Source organism: Rahnella sp. PAMC25559 (genome assembly GCF_050632365.1).
GTDB lineage: Bacteria > Pseudomonadota > Gammaproteobacteria > Enterobacterales > Enterobacteriaceae > Rahnella > Rahnella rivi.
Genome location: NZ_CP192543.1, coordinates 596,815 through 613,160 on the forward strand (window position 1 = coordinate 596,815; position 16,346 = coordinate 613,160).

The 16,346-nt window shown below is 53.8% G+C and carries 12 protein-coding genes and 1 pseudogene; 6 read left to right on the plus strand and 7 right to left on the minus strand.

The annotated features are described in order from the left end of the window. Window positions 1-33: 33 nt before the first annotated feature. Window positions 34-1,533, minus strand: coding sequence for an MDR family MFS transporter (locus tag ACQZQY_RS04140; protein WP_431296654.1), 1,500 nt, complete (start codon window positions 1,531-1,533; stop codon window positions 34-36). Between the two features lie 84 nt (window positions 1,534-1,617). On the opposite strand from ACQZQY_RS04140, the gene ACQZQY_RS04145 reads away from it, so the two are divergent. The 3 genes from ACQZQY_RS04145 to ACQZQY_RS04155 all read left to right on the plus strand — a co-directional run bounded on the left by ACQZQY_RS04145 (window position 1,618) and on the right by ACQZQY_RS04155 (window position 4,963). Next, window positions 1,618-2,319, plus strand: coding sequence for a TetR/AcrR family transcriptional regulator (locus ACQZQY_RS04145; RefSeq protein WP_431296655.1), 702 nt, complete (start codon window positions 1,618-1,620; stop codon window positions 2,317-2,319). A 137-nt stretch (window positions 2,320-2,456) separates the two neighbouring features. Next, complete coding sequence (locus ACQZQY_RS04150) at window positions 2,457-3,542, plus strand: type I restriction endonuclease (RefSeq protein ID WP_431296656.1); 1,086 nt, start codon at window positions 2,457-2,459, stop codon at window positions 3,540-3,542. A gap of 206 nt (window positions 3,543-3,748) precedes the next feature. Continuing rightward, a complete protein-coding gene (locus tag ACQZQY_RS04155) occupies window positions 3,749-4,963 on the plus strand; it encodes an MFS transporter (protein WP_122097239.1) in 1,215 nt (404 codons plus the stop codon). On the opposite strand, the gene ACQZQY_RS04160 is transcribed toward ACQZQY_RS04155, so the two are convergent. The 3 genes from ACQZQY_RS04160 to dcp all read right to left on the minus strand — a co-directional run bounded on the left by ACQZQY_RS04160 (window position 4,935) and on the right by dcp (window position 9,049). Further along, a complete protein-coding gene (locus ACQZQY_RS04160) occupies window positions 4,935-5,687 on the minus strand; it encodes an isocitrate lyase/PEP mutase family protein (protein ID WP_431296657.1) in 753 nt (250 codons plus the stop codon). The two genes, ACQZQY_RS04155 and ACQZQY_RS04160, sit on opposite strands and share 29 nt — an antisense overlap. Window positions 5,688-5,701: 14 nt before the next feature. After that, window positions 5,702-6,760 (minus strand): bifunctional transcriptional activator/DNA repair enzyme AdaA, encoded by a 1,059-nt coding sequence (locus tag ACQZQY_RS04165; RefSeq protein ID WP_431296658.1) that lies wholly within the window; start codon window positions 6,758-6,760, stop codon window positions 5,702-5,704. A 135-nt stretch (window positions 6,761-6,895) separates the two neighbouring features. Continuing rightward, window positions 6,896-9,049, minus strand: a complete 2,154-nt coding sequence (dcp, locus tag ACQZQY_RS04170; protein WP_431296659.1) for a peptidyl-dipeptidase Dcp — start codon at window positions 9,047-9,049, stop codon at window positions 6,896-6,898. 186 nt (window positions 9,050-9,235) lie between these two features. Between dcp and ACQZQY_RS04175 the strand changes: the two genes are divergently transcribed. Continuing rightward, the gene (locus ACQZQY_RS04175) at window positions 9,236-9,892 is read left to right on the plus strand and encodes a Qnr family pentapeptide repeat protein (protein ID WP_431296660.1); all 657 of its coding nucleotides are present in this window, start codon (window positions 9,236-9,238) and stop codon (window positions 9,890-9,892) included. Between the two features lie 18 nt (window positions 9,893-9,910). On the opposite strand, the pseudogene rhuM reads toward ACQZQY_RS04175, so the two are convergent. Then, a pseudogene (rhuM, locus tag ACQZQY_RS04180) lies at window positions 9,911-10,694 on the minus strand (RhuM family protein). Window positions 10,695-10,894: 200 nt separating this feature from the next. On the opposite strand from rhuM, the gene cytX reads away from it, so the two are divergent. Beyond that, window positions 10,895-12,148, plus strand: coding sequence for a putative hydroxymethylpyrimidine transporter CytX (gene cytX, locus ACQZQY_RS04185; RefSeq protein WP_056775660.1), 1,254 nt, complete (start codon window positions 10,895-10,897; stop codon window positions 12,146-12,148). Window positions 12,149-12,678: 530 nt separating this feature from the next. Here the strand turns inward: cytX and ygjK are convergent. Together ygjK and ygjJ are read right to left on the minus strand one after the other, a co-directional pair. Next, window positions 12,679-15,060: an alpha-glucosidase gene (gene ygjK, locus ACQZQY_RS04190; RefSeq protein WP_431296661.1), complete on the minus strand. Its 2,382-nt coding sequence runs from the start codon at window positions 15,058-15,060 to the stop codon at window positions 12,679-12,681. Next, window positions 15,060-16,088 carry a protein YgjJ gene (gene ygjJ, locus ACQZQY_RS04195; protein ID WP_431297151.1) on the minus strand — a complete coding sequence of 343 codons (1,029 nt, stop codon included), beginning with the start codon at window positions 16,086-16,088 and terminating at the stop codon, window positions 15,060-15,062. The genes ygjK and ygjJ overlap by 1 nt, the downstream gene beginning before the upstream one ends. A gap of 22 nt (window positions 16,089-16,110) precedes the next feature. Here ygjJ and ACQZQY_RS04200 point away from each other — a divergent pair, with 22 nt between their 5' ends. After that, complete coding sequence (locus tag ACQZQY_RS04200) at window positions 16,111-16,332, plus strand: hypothetical protein (protein ID WP_168734069.1); 222 nt, start codon at window positions 16,111-16,113, stop codon at window positions 16,330-16,332. Window positions 16,333-16,346: the final 14 nt, after the last annotated feature.

The following is a 16,346-nucleotide window of genomic DNA, read 5'->3' on the forward strand; positions in this document are numbered from 1 at the left end:
AAGCTTAGTGTAAATCACATAAAATGCCGTCGGTTATTTCTTCAGCACCACATCTTTCTGCAACAGCGACAGGACAAACGCCAGCACCATGACCCCGGCGGAAATCTGGTATACCGAGTGCAGCGCCGTGGCGAATGCCTGCAAATAATCATCGCGAATGGTTGCCGGTAATTGCTGTACCGCCTGCGCGCTGAGTGAGCGCGGGATCGGGGTGCCTTCCGGGATCAGTTTTTCCAGCTGCGAACGCAGACCTTGTGTGAAAAGTGCGCCGAAGGCCGCCACGCCGATGGAACCGCCGATCGAGCGGAATAACGTCACGCTGGATGTCGCCACGCCCAGCTGTTTCATCGATACCGAGTTCTGCACCGCCAGCACCAGAACCTGCATCACCATACCCAGTCCGAAACCGAGGACGCCGATATAAAGATAAAGCTGGGGTAACGTTGTGCTGAGCGTGAGATTGCCCAGCATCAGCATGCCGATAAAACTGAGTAACGTGCCAAAAATCGGGAACAGCCGATAGCGGCCAATGCGGCTGATAATCCGGCCACTGACAATCGAACTGACCAGCAGCGCCCCCATCAGCGGCAGCAGTTGCATCCCGGCGGCAGAAGGTGATGAGCCTTTGACCACCTGCAAATAGAGTGGCAGGAAGGTCACCGAGCCCATCAGCGACATGCCGATAATAAAGCTGATGGCGCAGCTCAGCAGGAAGGTGCGGTCGCGGAACAGCCCGAGCGGGATGATCGGCTCCGCCGCCAGCGTCTCTTCATAAATGAAGCCGCCGAGTGTCACCACGCCGAACGCCAGAATGCACCACAGCTGCGGATCAGACCACTGATACACCGTGCCACCTTCGCTGGTAAACAAGATGATGCTGGTCAGCGCCGCCGCCAGATACGCCGCGCCGAGAAAGTCGATTTCATGGCGAATACGCGCAGTCTGCGATTTCAGCGCCACGCCGATCACCAGCAGCGCAAAAATACCCAGCGGCAGGTTGATGTAGAAAATCCAGCGCCATGACATGTGCTCGACGAGAAAACCGCCGATCAGCGGACCAATCACGGTCGCCAGCCCAAACACGCCGCCGAACAAGCCCTGATATTTACCGCGTTCCGCCGGCGGAATAACATCCCCGACCGCGGCCATAGTGACCACCATCAGCCCGCCGCCGCCCAGCCCCTGCAGGGCACGCATCAGGATCAGCTGAGTCATGTTCTGCGCCAGCCCGCAAAGTACCGAGCCGAGCAGGAACACCACTATCGCCGTTTGCAGCACGATTTTTCTTCCCAGCAAATCACCGAATTTGCCGTACAACGGCACCACGATCGTTGACGCCAGCAGATAGGAGATGACCACCCAGGAAAGCTGATCCAGCCCGCCCAGTTCACCGACGATAGTCGGCAGCGCCGTCGAGACAATGGTCTGGTCAAGCGCGGCCAGCAGCATCACCAGTAACAGCGCGGAGAACAGAAGTTTGATCGAAGGCCTGGCTTCTTTCACTTCGCTCTGCGCCGAATTTATAGTTGCCATGAATGCTATCCTGACTTGTAATTAATTAACTGTATAATTAATATTGACGCATCACCTTCATCCGGTCAATGGATCACCCCGCTCATGACAGACAGAAAAATCTCAGAAAAGGCGACGACAGCACAAAAGGTTCAGGAGGAAGGCACCGCGTCCGCACGCCGTCCGGGTCGCCCGAGCGGGGTAAAAAAAGGCGCGGATAAGCGCGAACTGCTGCTGGATGCCGCCCTGAAACTCTTTGCCCAGTCAGGTATCGCCGAAACGCCCCTCAGCATGATCGCCAAAGAAGCGGGTGTCACCACCGCCATGCTGCATTACTACTTCAATACCCGCGAACAACTGCTGGATGTACTCATCGACGAACGTTTTCAGCCAGTACGCGCGGGGTTTAGCGATATTTTTGATGTCCACGCCGACGATCCGCTGATGGCAATCACCGCGATGGCACAATGCATGATCGACGCGGCGGTGAAATACCCCTGGGTCGCGCCGCTGTGGGTACGGGAAGTGATCAGTGAAAGCGGGATGTTGAAAAAACGCATGGAAGAACGCAATGGCGACAAAAACCGCAAAGTGGTGCAGGAATCCATCACCCGCTGGCAGAGCGAAGGACGCCTGAACCCCGATCTCGATCCGGCGCTGTTGTTCATCTCCCTGTTCGGCCTGACCCTGTTCCCCCTCGCCTCCATGAAAATGCGCCAGGGCACCGCTTCCCCCATTTCCCCCGAAGCGCTGCGCAAACACGTCGCCGTCCTGCTCTTCCACGGCGTTGCGCCGCAGAAGTCATGATTTTTCAAAAGCGTTCAAAATAGTGAGTCTTTCATGAAATAAGTGATCAGGCCCACGCTTTTACATCTGGTTTTATTTCCATATTTTCCCTATAAGTAATCATCACGCAGCAGTGATTAAAAAATAAAGAGGGTTATATGGAAATTCTTGAACAATTAAACAGTTTGGCTGTAAAAATCAAACAGCAGTCACTTTTAATTCAGACTGAAGAAGCAACGAAAAATGCATTTGTCATGCCTTTCATCAATAAAATCCTTGGCTATGACGTTTTTGATCCAACTGAAGTCGTTCCAGAATTTATCTGTGACGTAGGTACCAAAAAAGGTGAAAAAATAGATTATGCGATATTGAAAGGTGGGGAAATACAGATTCTGGTTGAGTGCAAGAAAATAGGCGAACCTCTGAATGTTAATCATGCATCTCAGCTATTTCGTTATTTTCATGTAACCAATGCAAGAATATCCATCCTCACAAACGGACAGGTTTATAAGTTCTTTACCGATCTGGATGCACCCAATAAAATGGATGAAAAGCCTTTTCTTGAGCTGGACATCCTTGATATTGATGAAAATCTTGTTTCAGAACTCGTGAAGTTAACCAAGTCTGCTTTCGATGTTGAATCCATAGTCAATGCGGCAGGGGAATTGAAGTACGTTAGCCAAATCAAAAAAATATTCCTTGCTCAATTCACTAATCCCGAAGAAGACTTTGTGAAGTTTTTCGCTTCGCGGGTCTACGATGGAATGTTGACGCAAAAAGTGCGCGAACAGTTTAATACTCTCACCCGTAAAGCCGCAGTCCAGTTGTTGAATGATCAGGTGAACGAACGACTGAAATCAGCCCTCAGCGGCACTGTTCAAAATTCAGCGACAAAGGTTGTTGAAGAGGAGCAGGAAATATCACAAACGACAGTCAATGTTGTTGAATCCGATCAAATCGTTACAACAGAGGAAGAACTTGAAGGGTTTCATATTGTTAAATCAATCATCAGAACAGTGATTGATATCAAACGCATTACACATAGAGATACTAAAAGTTATTTCGGTATTTTGATTGATGACAATAACCGTAAGCCTGTTTGCCGCCTGCACTTTAACCGTTCTCAACTCTATATTGGGTTATTTGATGCGGACAAGACTGAAACGCGTCATCCGATAGAGTCGCTTGATGACATCTATCAATTCGCTGAGCATCTCAATACTACCGCACAAAGCTACTGCTGATTTTTCTGTGTATAACTGAGCCTGCGCAAGTGGGCTCACTGCTCTTCCACGGCGTTGCGCCGCAGAAGCCGTAACACAATCTTGCGAAGGCGCGGGGATAGCCGCGCAACTCACTTTATTCCCCGCTTTTTGTATCGAAAAATACTGCGCAGACTCGACTATTATCATTGGTCATCCACCATGTTTTTGAAAGGAATGCCTTGAGAATGAAGGGAATGCCGCCGCTGATCCTCGCGCTGCTCGCCAGTTCGTTAGTGCTCACTATCGGACGAGGTGTGACGCTGCCGTTCATCACGATTTATCTGACCGAGCACTATCATCTGCTGCCGAAAAGTGTCGGGATTATTCTCGGGGCCAGCCTGGCGATCGGCATTCTCAGTGGTCTCTACGCCGGTTATCTGGTGGATAAATTCAATCACCGGACGCTGATTATTGTCTCGATCAGCGCTTTTGGATTGAGCTTTTTACTGCTGCCGGTACTGCCCGGCGTCACCGGTGTTCTGGTGGTGCTGGCGTTGCTCAATGCCTCCTACGCGCTGCTGAGCATTACGCTCAAAGCCTGTATCGCCAGCTGGTTGCCGGTGGCGAAACGGGTTAAAGCCTTCTCCATGAACTACACGCTGGTGAACGTCGGCTGGGCGGTCGGATCATCACTTGGCGTCTGGTTAGCCGGGTTCAGCCCGAAGCTGCCGTTCGTGATTTCAGGTGTGCTGGCGCTCGGCACGGTGATTTCCCTCGGCTGGGGATTACGTCATATCCCGCACAGGCCGCCTCAGGCAGAAGAGGAACACAAACCCCTGCCGAAACCGAATCTGCGCCAGACGCTGGGCATTCTCGCGCGCGACCGCCGTCTGATTTATTTCACCCTGGGCAGCACGCTCGGCTCGGTGGTTTTCGGACAGTTTGCCGGTTATCTGTCGCAATATCTGATACTGGTGTCGAATGCCGCCTTTGCCTACAAAATCATCGGCGCGGTAATGATCACGAATGCGGTGATTGTCATCGCTTTCCAGTATGTCTTAAGCAGCCGCATGAAACAGGACACCCTGCTGAGGTGGCTGCTGCTCGGCACGGTATTTTTCATCGTCGGGTTGATCGGTTTTATGGTTGCAGGGGAATCGGTACTGCTGTGGATCATCGCCATGGCCATCTTCAGCTTTGGTGAACTTATCGTTATTCCGGTGGAGTACATGTTTATCGACTTTATCGCGCCGGAAAACATGAAAGGCAGCTATTACGGCATGCAGAATCTGAGCAATCTGGGTGGCGCGATAAACCCGGTGATGTGCGGTTTTCTGCTCAGTTACGCCGCCCCGTCAGTGATGTTTATCGCGCTGATCGCCGCCTCTGCGGGCGGGCTGGTATTCTTCTGGATGGGGCACCGGCTGGCGGCTAATACAGCGCGCGCGCCTGCTGCGTAAGGCTTTCCATCAGCCCGATATAAGGGTGCGGGCCGTAGCTCAACCGGCTGATCCCCGCCGCGATGAGCTCGGCCAGCGGCGGCGTCAGGCTGCTGGCCATAATATTCACCGGCAGCGCGGAAACCTCACAGAGTTCAGCAATCAGGCCCGGATCGCTCAGACCGGGGGCAAAAAAACCACTGGCACCGGCGTCCTGATAAGCGGCCAGCCGTTTTTTAGCCTCCGCCATCAGCGCCGGATGCTGCGAGGCATCCGGTTGCTGCAAAAAGACATCGGTACGGGCATTGATAAATAAAGCGATTCCCTGCGTTTCAGCCACCTGACGAAGCGAAGTCAGAATCTCGCATTGCTCACGAACTCCGTTCAGCGCGGATGATCCCATTTGCTGATCTTCCACATTAATCCCCACCACGCCTGCCTGCAAAAGGGCGCTCAGATTATCGCAACGGTCAGCGCCATAACCGGTTTCGAAATCCACCGTCAGCGGCAAACTTATCACCGAAGCAATGCGCTGCACGGTCTGCAACAGGCTGGCAAAAGGCATGGTCTCGCCATCCTGAAAACCCTGCGCCGCCGCGCATGACCAACTGCCGGTCGCGATGGCCTTTGCCCCCGCCTGCTCCACGGCCAGCGCGCTACCCGCATCCCAGATGTTGTATAAAATGACCGGATTGTATTTCTGATGAAGCGCTGAAAATGCCAGTGCCTGACGTTGCTGACTCATACCTTGCTCCTCGTTTAGCGGCTCAGCGCCATTCTTCGTTCGTGTTCAATCAGCCAGCGCTTGCGCCACAAACCGCCGCCGTAACCGGTCAGCGAACCGTCGGCACCGATGACGCGATGGCAAGGGATCAGAATGGAAATCTGGTTAGCGCCATTTGCCCTGGCGACGGCGCGGGAAGCGGTTGCCTGCCCGATATCGGCCGCCAGCGCAGAGTAGCTGCGCACTTCACCCGCCGGAATAGCTCTGAGCGCATCCCAGACTTTTCGGGTGAACAACGAACCGAATTCTGCCAGCGGCGTGACGAATAAGCGCTTCCCGCCCGCGAAATACGCAGCCAGTTCCTGTTCGAGCTGATCTATGACCGGGTTGCGGCCAAAAATAATTTCAGATGACGTCAGCTGTTTCAGCCGCTCAATTTCGTTGGGCAACGCCGGACGGTCAATAAACTCCAGCAGATACAGCGCGTCGCGGCTGGCAATCGCCAGCATGGAACCGATCGGCGTATCCAGCCAGTCAGCTTTCAGAAACTGATGCTTTCTGGCCTGACTGGGATTCAGCCCGATTTGCCGGGTGATTGCCGCGCGAAATCCGCTGCCGGATCCAAAACTGGCATCCAGTTGCGCTTCAATCACCGGCTCTCCGCCGGTCAGGGCATCGACGCCTTTACCGACTCTGCGCAGGCGCGCCATTTCCAGAAACGTGATCCCGAACTGCCGTTTAAAAGCACGGCGGACAGTGGAAGGGTCAACATTCATTGCCTGCACATCGTCTTCACTCCATCTTTTGTCCGGCTCATTTTCCAGCGCTACCAGTAACTTCAGCACCAGCGGGTCTTTCTCTCCGCCCTGCATGAGCGGACGGCAGCGTTTACACGGGCGGTATCCTGCTTCCATCGCACTGACCATCGACGGATAAAACACCGAGTTCTCACGTTTAGGCTTGCGCGCCGGGCAGGTCAGCCGGCAAAAAATCCCGGTACTTTTCACACCGACAAAGGCAAAGCCGTCGTAAGCCGGGTCGCGGGCAATCAGCGCAGCATAAAGAACATCATCGTCAGGCAAATCGAAAAGCATGATTTCACTCGCAGACCGGGAACATGGGAAAAGCATAGGGGAATTCGAACGGGGGAAGCGACGTTTTTCGGGCGTTGATTTAACTCTTTCCGGCAAGGTCATCCGTGCCCGGCGCGATACCGGGCACGGCCATTTTTACTCCTCCAGCCCGCGATTTTTCAGCATCGGCTCGATCGACGGCGCCTTACCGCGCCAGGTTTCGTAGAGCTTTTCGAGATCTTCGCTGTTACCGCGTGAGAGGATCTGGTCACGGAATTTCTGACCATTCTCCCGCGTCAGCCCGCCCTGCTCGCTGATACCCGCAAAGGCATCGTCGGCCAGCATTTCTGTCCACAAGTAGGCGTAATATCCGGCCGCATAGCCGTTGCCCCAGATGTGCTGGAAATAGCTGGAACGGTAACGCGGCGGCACATACGCCAGGTTCACTTTGTCCTTCGCCAGCGAATCCGCCTCGAACTTATCGACATCCTGCTGGGGTGCGTCGGCGCTCAGGCTGTGCCAGTGCATATCCAGCAGCGCGGCGGCCAGAAGCTCGGTCATGTCATAACCTTTGTTGAACTTACTGGCCTTCTCGATTTTGTCCTGCAACGCCTGCGGCATCACTTCGCCGGTCTGATAATGTTTCGCGAAGTGAGTAAACACTTTCGGGTCGCTCGCCCAGTGCTCGTTAAACTGAGAAGGGAACTCGACAAAATCACGCGGCGTCGCAGTGCCGGAAAGGCTCGGGTATTCCTGACTGGCAAACAGACCGTGCAGCGTATGACCAAACTCGTGGAACATAGTGATCACGTCGTCCCACGACAGCAGCGCTGGTTGCCCCGCTGCGGGTTTCTGGAAGTTGGCGACGTTGTAAATCACCGGCTTAGTGCCCAGCAGTTTCGACTGATCGACGTAGTTGCTCATCCACGCGCCGCCGCCTTTATTATCACGCTGATAATAATCGGCATAGAACAGCGCCATCGATTTACCGTCTTTATCGAACACCTCAAAAACCCGCACGTCCGGGTTATACACCGGCAGGTCTTTGCGTTCTTTAAATGTGATGCCGTACAACAGGTTAGCGGCATAAAACACGCCGTTTTCCAGCACATTGTTTAGCTCGAAATACGGTTTAATCTGCGCGTCGTCCAGATCATATTTCTCTTTGCGCACCTGCTGCGCGTAATGCTGCCAGTCCCAGGCGGCCACCTGGAAGCCGCCCTTCTGTTTATCGATTTCCGTCTGAATATCCTGCGCCTCACGCTGTGCGCGGGCGGTGGCTGCCGGCACAATTTTGTGCATGAAATCCAGCGCAGCCTGTGGCGTTTTCGCCATCTGATCTTCCAGCTTCCACGCCGCATAGCTTGGGAAGCCCAGCACCTGAGCCTGCTCAGCGCGAACTTTTGCAAGCCTGGCAATCAGCTCGCGGGTGTCGTTAGCATCGCCTTTTTCAGCACGATTGATGGATGCTTCATACAGCGCCTTGCGGGTATCCCGGTCATCGAGCGACTGCAACAACGGCTGCTGCGTCGTATTTTGCAGCACCAGCAGCCAGGCGTTATCCAGCTTACGGTCTTTGGCGGCCTGCTCGGCAGCGGATAATTCGGCATCGCTCAGCCCGGAAAGCTGCGCTTTATCTTTCACCGTCAGCCCGCCCGCTTTGGTCGCGGCCAGCAACTTGTTGGTGAACTGGGTGCTGAGCGTCGCCGCCTGCTGATTCAGCGCCTTGAGTTTGTCTTTATCCGCATCAGAAAGATTGGCGCCGGCCAGCTCAAAATCTTTAAATGTCACCTCGATCAGACGCTGCGATTCCGGCGAAACCTTCAGGCTGCTGCGCTGGTCATACACCGCTTTCAGGCGCGCAAACAGTTTGCTGTTGAGATGAATGCTGTCATCCATCGCGGCCAGTTTTGGCGATGTGTCTTCGTCAATTTTTTGCAGCGTATCGTTGGTGTTCGCGCCGGTCATCGCGCCAAAAACGTTTTGCACGCGCTGGAGCATGACGCCGGATTTTTCCAGCGCCACATAGGTATTTTCAAAAGTAGGCGGTGCGCTGTCGCTGGCAATTTTATCGACTTCAGCGAGTTTCTGGCGGATGCCTTCAAGAATGGCCGGTTCGTAATCACTGTCTTTATAGAGATTGAATTGCGGTGCCTGATATTCCAGCGGGCTGGGGGTTAAAAACGGATTATCGGCATTGATAGCATGATTCATGACGTGCTCCTGCGTGGCGGGCTGCGCAGTTTGCGCAGCGCCTGCAAACTGGCTGAGAGCCAGACCGGTTGCCATAAAGAGGATGGACAGACGCATTTTCAGTCTTCCTTAGCTGAGGGAAAGATGGACTCCGTTAAGTGTTTGAGAATAGACGCCTGCTGCCCGATCGGCAAAAGAGAATCCTAAGTAAATCGTGTTATTACGAGGCAGGTTCCATATTTTTGGCCGCCGCATTCTGTCAGGATAGCGTTCTTCGCAGCACGTAAAATGACCGGAAAAGAGATGATCAAAAACCAGACTTTCAGCGACCAGCGCTTTAGCCAGCAGCAACTGTCGGGCGAAGAATTTCACGATTGCAGGTTCCTGCGCTGCCGTTTTGACAGCACAAATCTGTCTGACATCGCTTTCGTCAACTGCATTTTCTACGACGATGAAACACAGTCAGGTTGTTCTTTTCAGCATGCGCAGCTGAAAGATGCCAGCTTCAAACATTGCGACCTGACGATGGCGGATTTCAAAAATGCGCAGGCGCTGGGTCTGGAGATCCGTGAATGCAAAGCCACCGGCGCAGATTTCAGCGGCGCCAGCTTTATGAATATGATCACCTCCCGCACCTGGTTTTGCAGCGCATTCATGACCAAAAACAACTTCAGCTACGCCAACTTCAGCAAAGTCATTCTGGAAAAATGCGAGCTGTGGGAAAACCGCTGGACCGGCGCGAACATGCAGGGAGCAAACTTCAGTGGCTCCGACCTTTCCGGCGGCGAATTCACCGAGTTCGACTGGAATAACGTCAATATCACCCATTGCGACCTGACGAATTCAGATCTGGGCGAACTGAACATCCGCAAAGTGGATCTCGATGGCGTGAAAATCGACGACTGGCAGCAAAGCCATCTGCTGGAGAAGCTGGGGATGATTGTGATTCATTCGAAGTGAGCGTATTCGAAATCGCGGTTAACGCTTTTTCTGCGCGAGGCTGTAAAGCGCCTCAATATTACTTTTTTCGCCTTCGGCCTCTTTCAGCCTGCGACGCTGTTCAGCGAACTGCTCATATCGCTGGCAGGCTATTTCATCCGCTTCTTTTTTGCTGATTTTGCCGCTGTCCTGCAAAACGTCAAATTCATTAAATTGAAGGAATTGCTCCAGTTTCTCCTCCCAGCTTTTTAAGAAAATCTGCTGACGACGTTTAGTTTGATCCTCAGCGTAATCCAGCCACATTGAAATAATGCGATTGAGTTGATCGATTTCTGATTCACGTAAGTAATTTTTAGCAATCGTCGTATCTGTCTTACGCACATGATCATATTTGAAACTGGTCAGCCCCATATCCGGCTGGCTGGCGTCGGCACGCTGGGCGATAATTTCTGCTGCCGTCATGCCCGTGCAGGCATAATGCAGCTTATTCTGAATCGCCTGGAAAAAGCGCGCGGTATCCGACAGCAAGAATGGCATCAAGATTGTAATAATCAATCTGCCGGGAAACCTCCCGGGTTCCTTCCTGACGAACTATCCGGAATTTCCGGATAGTTGCGTTTCGCTCAAGTTCGCCTTCCTGATAAATATTCATCAGATGTTCGTTAATTGTCCGAACATCTTTTTGGTAAATTTCAGAAATCAGAGCCTGTGATAACCACAAAGTCTCCGACGCGAAGCGACATTCTATGCGTACACGTCCGTCCTTAGCCTCAAAAAGAACAAACTCTCCCTCCGGCGCCAGAGGCGTAATGTGTTCATCCATCCTGACATACTCCTTCAGACGCCATGAGGCGTTTAACCTGCAGACAATAGCCTCATTCTACCTGTTTCCCCTGAATGCAAAAATAGCGGTTAATCTAACCCGATATGGAAACCGAAAAGTGCGCTTCTCCCCCGCCCTTCATCAGAATCTCATCACACTATGCTATAACTGGCATTCGCTTTAGCCACGAAATTAACCTCATGAAAGATAATAGTATTTACTCTCCTCAGGCGTCTGTGCCGGAAAAATCACGGGTGCTGGGCTGGTCTGATTTATTCTCGCTGTGGTTCTCGCTCGGCATGGGCCTGATGGTATTGCAGGCCGGGGCGATTCTGGCACCGGGGCTCGGGCTTGCAGGATCGCTGGCGGCGATTGTGCTGGGTTCCGCCGTCGGCGTTGCGCTGCTGGCGCTGGTCGGGGTGATCGGCGGGCAAACCGGCATGTCTTCGATGGCGTCGCTAAAACTGAGCCTCGGCAAACGCGGTGTGGCGCTGCCGGTGCTGTTCAATCTGATCCAGCTGATCGGCTGGGGCGCGTTCGAAATTGTGGTGATGCGCGATGCGGCCAGCCTGCTGGCAAAACGGGCCTGGGGGGACGGCAGCTTTTGGGCGAATCCAACCCTGTGGACGTTTATTTTCGGCATCGTCGCCACCTTGCTGGCGGCCAGCGGTCCGCTGGCATTTATCCGCGTAGTGCTGCGCCGCTGGGGGATCTGGTTACTGTTGGCGAGCTGCGCGTGGCTGACCGGTTATCTGTTCCTGCATGCGGATTTATCGATGCTGTGGCATAACGCCGGGAACGGTTCGATGCCGTTCGCGCTGGCCTGCGACATCGTGGTGTCAATGGCATTTTCATGGCTGCCGCTGGTGTCGGATTACACCCGTTTTGGCAAATCTGCGCGGCAAAATTTCTGGGGTACCGCCTGCGGATATTTCCTCGGCAGCGTATGGATGATGTCACTTGGCGTCGCGTATACGCTGGCGTTTGTCAGCACCTCAGCCGATGCCAATGCGCTGCTGCTGGCGCTCTCAGGCGTGGCGCTGGGTATCCCGCTGCTGCTGATTCTGGTGGATGAACACGAAAACGCCTTTGCGGATATTCACTCGGCGGCGGTATCGGCGGGCACATCGGTGCCGGTGAGCGTCGGGAAACTGACGCTGGGCATCGGCCTGCTGTGTACGCTGATCGCCTGGTCGGTGCCGCTGACGCAATACGAAAACTTCCTGCTGCTGATTGGTTCGGTCTTTGCACCGCTGTTCGGCGTGGTCTTGACGCATCATTTTGTGCTGCGTCGCCAGACCAACGAAAACCTGAATCTGCGCTCGGTCGCGGCCTGGTTTACGGGGATCGCGGTCTATCATCTGATGGCGAATCTGCTGCCCGATGTCGGCGCAACTATTCCGTCGCTGCTGGTAGCGGGGCTGATGTGCTGGGGATTGGGGCGTAAAGTCTGAACTAAGAAAACCGCCCCTCAGGGCGGTTCCTTAATTACTACAAACCAGATCCCATGTTGACGTTAATCTTGATATCAGAAACGTTAACGTTCCATCCACCATTCTCAGTCGTCATCAAAGAACCCAGCACAACGATCAGTGCATAAATACACTTTTTCATTGTTGCGGCCTTTTACAACCGCGTTTCACCAATAAGCACCGGGACCGACTGGAGAAGAACAAACAGCATCTGGACTGATTGTCCCCGCGGTACTCAAGTGCTAATTTCAAGCCCGGTGACCCGCCGCTAAACGGGCAAACTAGCCCCGCGCAGATGCTACCATCATGCCTATGATATTTGTAAGGTTATTGATCATAATTTAAGCTTGCGGGGAATTCTTCACTTAGGTATATTTACCCGGTCTGGGCTGCTTGTCCCGCTTATTTAAGCAAATGAAAATTGAGAAAGCTTAGCGCTAACTGAACTTCCTCAACAAAAAAACCGCTCTTTGAAGCGGTTTTTTTGTGCCTAAAATTTAGCCCTTACAGCCTCATTTCCCCTGCCCGAAAAAATCGTTGTACAGCATATAAAGGTGCGCCGCGCTCCATGAGAAGTTGGGTGCGCCCTGCTGCTGGCCGGTGAGCGGGTTGTAGTTTTCGCGGATCGGGCCGTCGGTCACCAGGCCGTCGGCGTGGTCGAAGAAGGCCTGCGCCATGGCGATAGCATCGTTGCGGTAACCGTATTGCTCCATGCCTTTCAGGCCGAAATAGAGCTGATCGACCCACACGCGCCCGCGCCAGTAAATGTCCGCACCGAACGCCGGATTAGTCAGTGCGGCGGTGCCGAGCGGCACATAGGTGTTGAATTCGCGCCCATCTTTCATCACTTTCACCACGGCGTCAGCATGCGCCTGCGTCGCTGCGCCGTTAAACAACGGTGACCAGCCTTCCGGGCCTTTGCCGCGTTCGACAATCGGTTTGCCCGCGCAGCCGTTGGCCAGCGGTTTCTCTTCAATGCGGATGTCATAGAAAAAGCCGCTGCGGCTGTCGAACATGCAGGTATTGATGTATTCGGCCAGTTTGACGGCTTTCGCACTAAAATCTGCGGCTTCGGTTTTCTTGCCCAAAATGCCGGCGATGTCGGCCATGTACTTGTTGTCGCTGTACATATAACTGGCTTCATCGACCGATTCCTGTAGCAGTGAATATCCCAGCAGCGTTCCGTCATCAGAACGGTTTTCGGCGAATTTAACCTGCCAGTCTTGTTTTTTACCGCCATTTTTGATGTATTTCGCCAGCTGATCGGCGTCGATGAAACCAAAGGCCGCCGCATCGTCCCTCCCCGATTCCCATGAAGCCGCCACCTGCGCCGGAATTTCTATGCTGTCGTACTGACCGGATTTCACCACGCGGTCATAGTTTTTCAGCCCGGATTCGGTCTGTTCTTTCTTCCCTTCGCGAACGGTAAACAGCATGCTGCCGTCGGCGGTATTGTGCGCTTTATCCCGTGTGGCGCCGTATTCCGGCACGCCGTTATGGTTGTGATCGCGGTTGCGCAGCCACCAGTCATGATAGGCAACCAGTTTCGGGTACATCTCTTCCAGCCACTGTTTATCACCGGTCGTTTTGTAGACTTCCATCACCGACCACGCCGCCAGGCTCGGCTTGGTGTTGCGCTCATTCCAGTTGGTGCCGTCGCCACCGCGCTCAGGGCTTGTGTTATAGGCGATGAGATCGGGCACAAAACCGGCATCCCACGGGCGAACCGTATCGCCGGGTGGGATCTGAAACGCGAACACGGCGCGGATATTGTTTTTCGCCACGTCAGGATTGAAATGCGCCATCGCGTAAGCCTGTTTCCAGGTGTCCCAAGGCCAGGTCTGATTGCCGGAGAACCAGCGGCCGGTGACAGACGGCGTCACGGAATCAAATCTCATTACGCCCGCCGCCCCGCGCCAGTTGCCGTTAAGGGTTTCGATGGCTTTGACCGCCACACGTTCCTGCGCCGGTGTGGCGTGCGGGTTGGTCAGCCCGCGGGCCAGATATCCTTCCCAGCGCTGTTGTGAGGCCGCCAGAAAACGTTGCGGATGCGCCAGAATACCGGCGATCTCAGGCTGCTCTTTCTGTACCTCACCGGCGGTCAGCAGATGCGAATAGGTGGTGTAAATTGTGGTGGAACCGGCGATGTTGGCTTTCGCGGTAAACTGATGCCCTGCCACCGTCGTCTGCATCGGCAGGGATTTGTGGATCTGGTATTCCGACTCGCCCGACGTCATCAGACTGGAGGCCTCGCGCACTTTCCCGAAGGTCACGCGCAGGCCGTCAGCCGTCGGCAGGATTTTGCGGTTATAGCCCGGATATACCTGTTCGATGGTTTTATCCGACGGCGGTTTCCCCTCCTGAGCGCGCAGGTTTTCCAGTAATGCGCCGTCCCAGACCAGTTCCAGCGGGGAATCGGTGGTGATTTTGGTTTCCAGCAACGAGGTGCGGGCGGTGACAAAACGCAGCGTCATGTCGACGCGAATGCCGGGCGCGGTCAGCGTCTGGATCAGCGCGCCGGGAATACTGTACGCCTCCATGCTGAGCGCCACTTTCTGACCGTTTTTGAAGATCGTCAGCCGGTCAAAGTTATCCGCCATAAAGTTGATGTATTCTTCGGTCAGCAGCGCCGGGCCGGGAAATCCGCCCATGCCTTCCGGCCCGGCCGGTAATAAATGTCCGTGCCACGCGCCGTCATCAAATAAAGGATTAAAACGCTGATGCTCATCGAAATCATAATCGAGCATATAATGCGGCGCGCCGGTGCGGTTAATGACGTTTTTATAAGACTCAGCCTGCAATGGCTTTGCCGTTTCAGCGGCCGCATTGCCGGAAACAAATAAGACAGACGAAATAAATAAGGCGAGGATTTTAACGCTGCGGATATTTTTCATTATGATTTACCCCAATAGAAATATTGCATCAGAAATATCGAATTACTGGCGCCGGTATTGTCGTTGCTCATATAAAATTTACTGTCTAATGCGGTCGCGAAACGGCCACCATAATATTCGTACCAGATACCGGCCTGCGCGTAGGAGGTGGTGGTATCCGCCGCGTTATCGAGACGGTGTTCGGCGTAGCTGTAGGCGGTTGAGAAATACAGGCCGGACACCGCTTCGACCATCGCGCTGACCATCATGCCCGATTCACTGCCGGGCTGATTGCCATCGCCTTTGCCAGTGTGATGCCAGACACGTCCGGCGAGGTTTTTGCCCTGTAAACCCGCAAGCACCAGTTGCCCGGTGCCGTCGGTGAGTTCGAGGCCGTTGAGCAGCGTCAGCCCGTCGGTCAGATCGTATTGCGTGTAACCGTTAACCATCGCCCGGTACGTGTATTTATCTGAATAACGGTCATATTTGCCAAAATGCAGCAGCGCCTTACTTTCATCAACGCGGCTTTCCGGCGCGGCGGTCACGCTGTAGCGGAACCTGCCGGTAAGGTTCTGGATTTTCGCCGCCTGCGTTAAATCGCGGGTATTGGGAATGACGTAACCGTATTCTGGCGTGAAATCGCCCCACCATTGCAGGTCATCCAGCGAGGAGTCATTGCGCATGCTGAGGATCATCTCGGTGCCGTTATCGGTGCGGTAGCCGCCATAAAAACGGTTCAGGCCGCCCTCAAATCCTCCCCAGCTGTGATCGGGCACCCAGGCATTTCCCTGATGGTCGGCCTGCACCGTCCAGCCTTCGCCATAAATAAGCCCGAACCAGTGGCCGTGTTGTATTTCCAGACCGCCTTCGATATAGGTGCCGTCGCTGTATTTATGCTGGTCCTGACCCTTTAAATACACGCTGCCACCGCCGCCCATTTCGCCATAAAACCGGTAAGCGGTTGCCTCGGCGCTTTTTGGCTTTATTTCCGGTGGGGTTAAAATATTATGTTCGGCGGGAACCACAGATTCCTGCGCCCATAAATTCATTGGTGAGGCGAATAATAAAAATATGAGTATTTTATTGAGTGATATTTTCTTCATCGGTATGCGCATCGCTCAGGGTGAGTGGGCTGAAAGTGAGCCGGAAATTAAAACGCATACTAGTAAATATTTTACTAAAATATACTTAAATATCGGTAAAGCGTTAACCGGGTCACACTGCATTTTTGCAGCCCTGCGCGCATGCGGCGTGTATACATGCGTCTGCGTAGCCATTAAGCTAACCGCCTGATTTACTGATAACCC

What these genes read in the sequence shown, in the direction of transcription:
- ACQZQY_RS04165 (WP_431296658.1), bottom strand. Translation starts at nt 6,760, where the DNA reads ATGCTTTTCGATTTGCCTGACGATGATGTTCTTTATGCTGCGCTGATT.
- ACQZQY_RS04160 (WP_431296657.1), bottom strand. Translation starts at nt 5,687, where the DNA reads ATGAGTCAGCAACGTCAGGCACTGGCATTTTCAGCGCTTCATCAGAAA.
- ACQZQY_RS04150 (WP_431296656.1), top strand. Translation starts at nt 2,457, where the DNA reads ATGGAAATTCTTGAACAATTAAACAGTTTGGCTGTAAAAATCAAACAG.
- ygjJ (WP_431297151.1), bottom strand. Translation starts at nt 16,088, where the DNA reads ATGAATTTATGGGCGCAGGAATCTGTGGTTCCCGCCGAACATAATATT.
- cytX (WP_056775660.1), top strand. Translation starts at nt 10,895, where the DNA reads ATGAAAGATAATAGTATTTACTCTCCTCAGGCGTCTGTGCCGGAAAAA.
- ACQZQY_RS04145 (WP_431296655.1), top strand. Translation starts at nt 1,618, where the DNA reads ATGACAGACAGAAAAATCTCAGAAAAGGCGACGACAGCACAAAAGGTT.
- dcp (WP_431296659.1), bottom strand. Translation starts at nt 9,049, where the DNA reads ATGCGTCTGTCCATCCTCTTTATGGCAACCGGTCTGGCTCTCAGCCAG.
- ACQZQY_RS04140 (WP_431296654.1), bottom strand. Translation starts at nt 1,533, where the DNA reads ATGGCAACTATAAATTCGGCGCAGAGCGAAGTGAAAGAAGCCAGGCCT.
- ACQZQY_RS04200 (WP_168734069.1), top strand. Translation starts at nt 16,111, where the DNA reads ATGAGTATTTTATTGAGTGATATTTTCTTCATCGGTATGCGCATCGCT.
- ACQZQY_RS04175 (WP_431296660.1), top strand. Translation starts at nt 9,236, where the DNA reads ATGATCAAAAACCAGACTTTCAGCGACCAGCGCTTTAGCCAGCAGCAA.
- ACQZQY_RS04155 (WP_122097239.1), top strand. Translation starts at nt 3,749, where the DNA reads ATGAAGGGAATGCCGCCGCTGATCCTCGCGCTGCTCGCCAGTTCGTTA.
- ygjK (WP_431296661.1), bottom strand. Translation starts at nt 15,060, where the DNA reads ATGAAAAATATCCGCAGCGTTAAAATCCTCGCCTTATTTATTTCGTCT.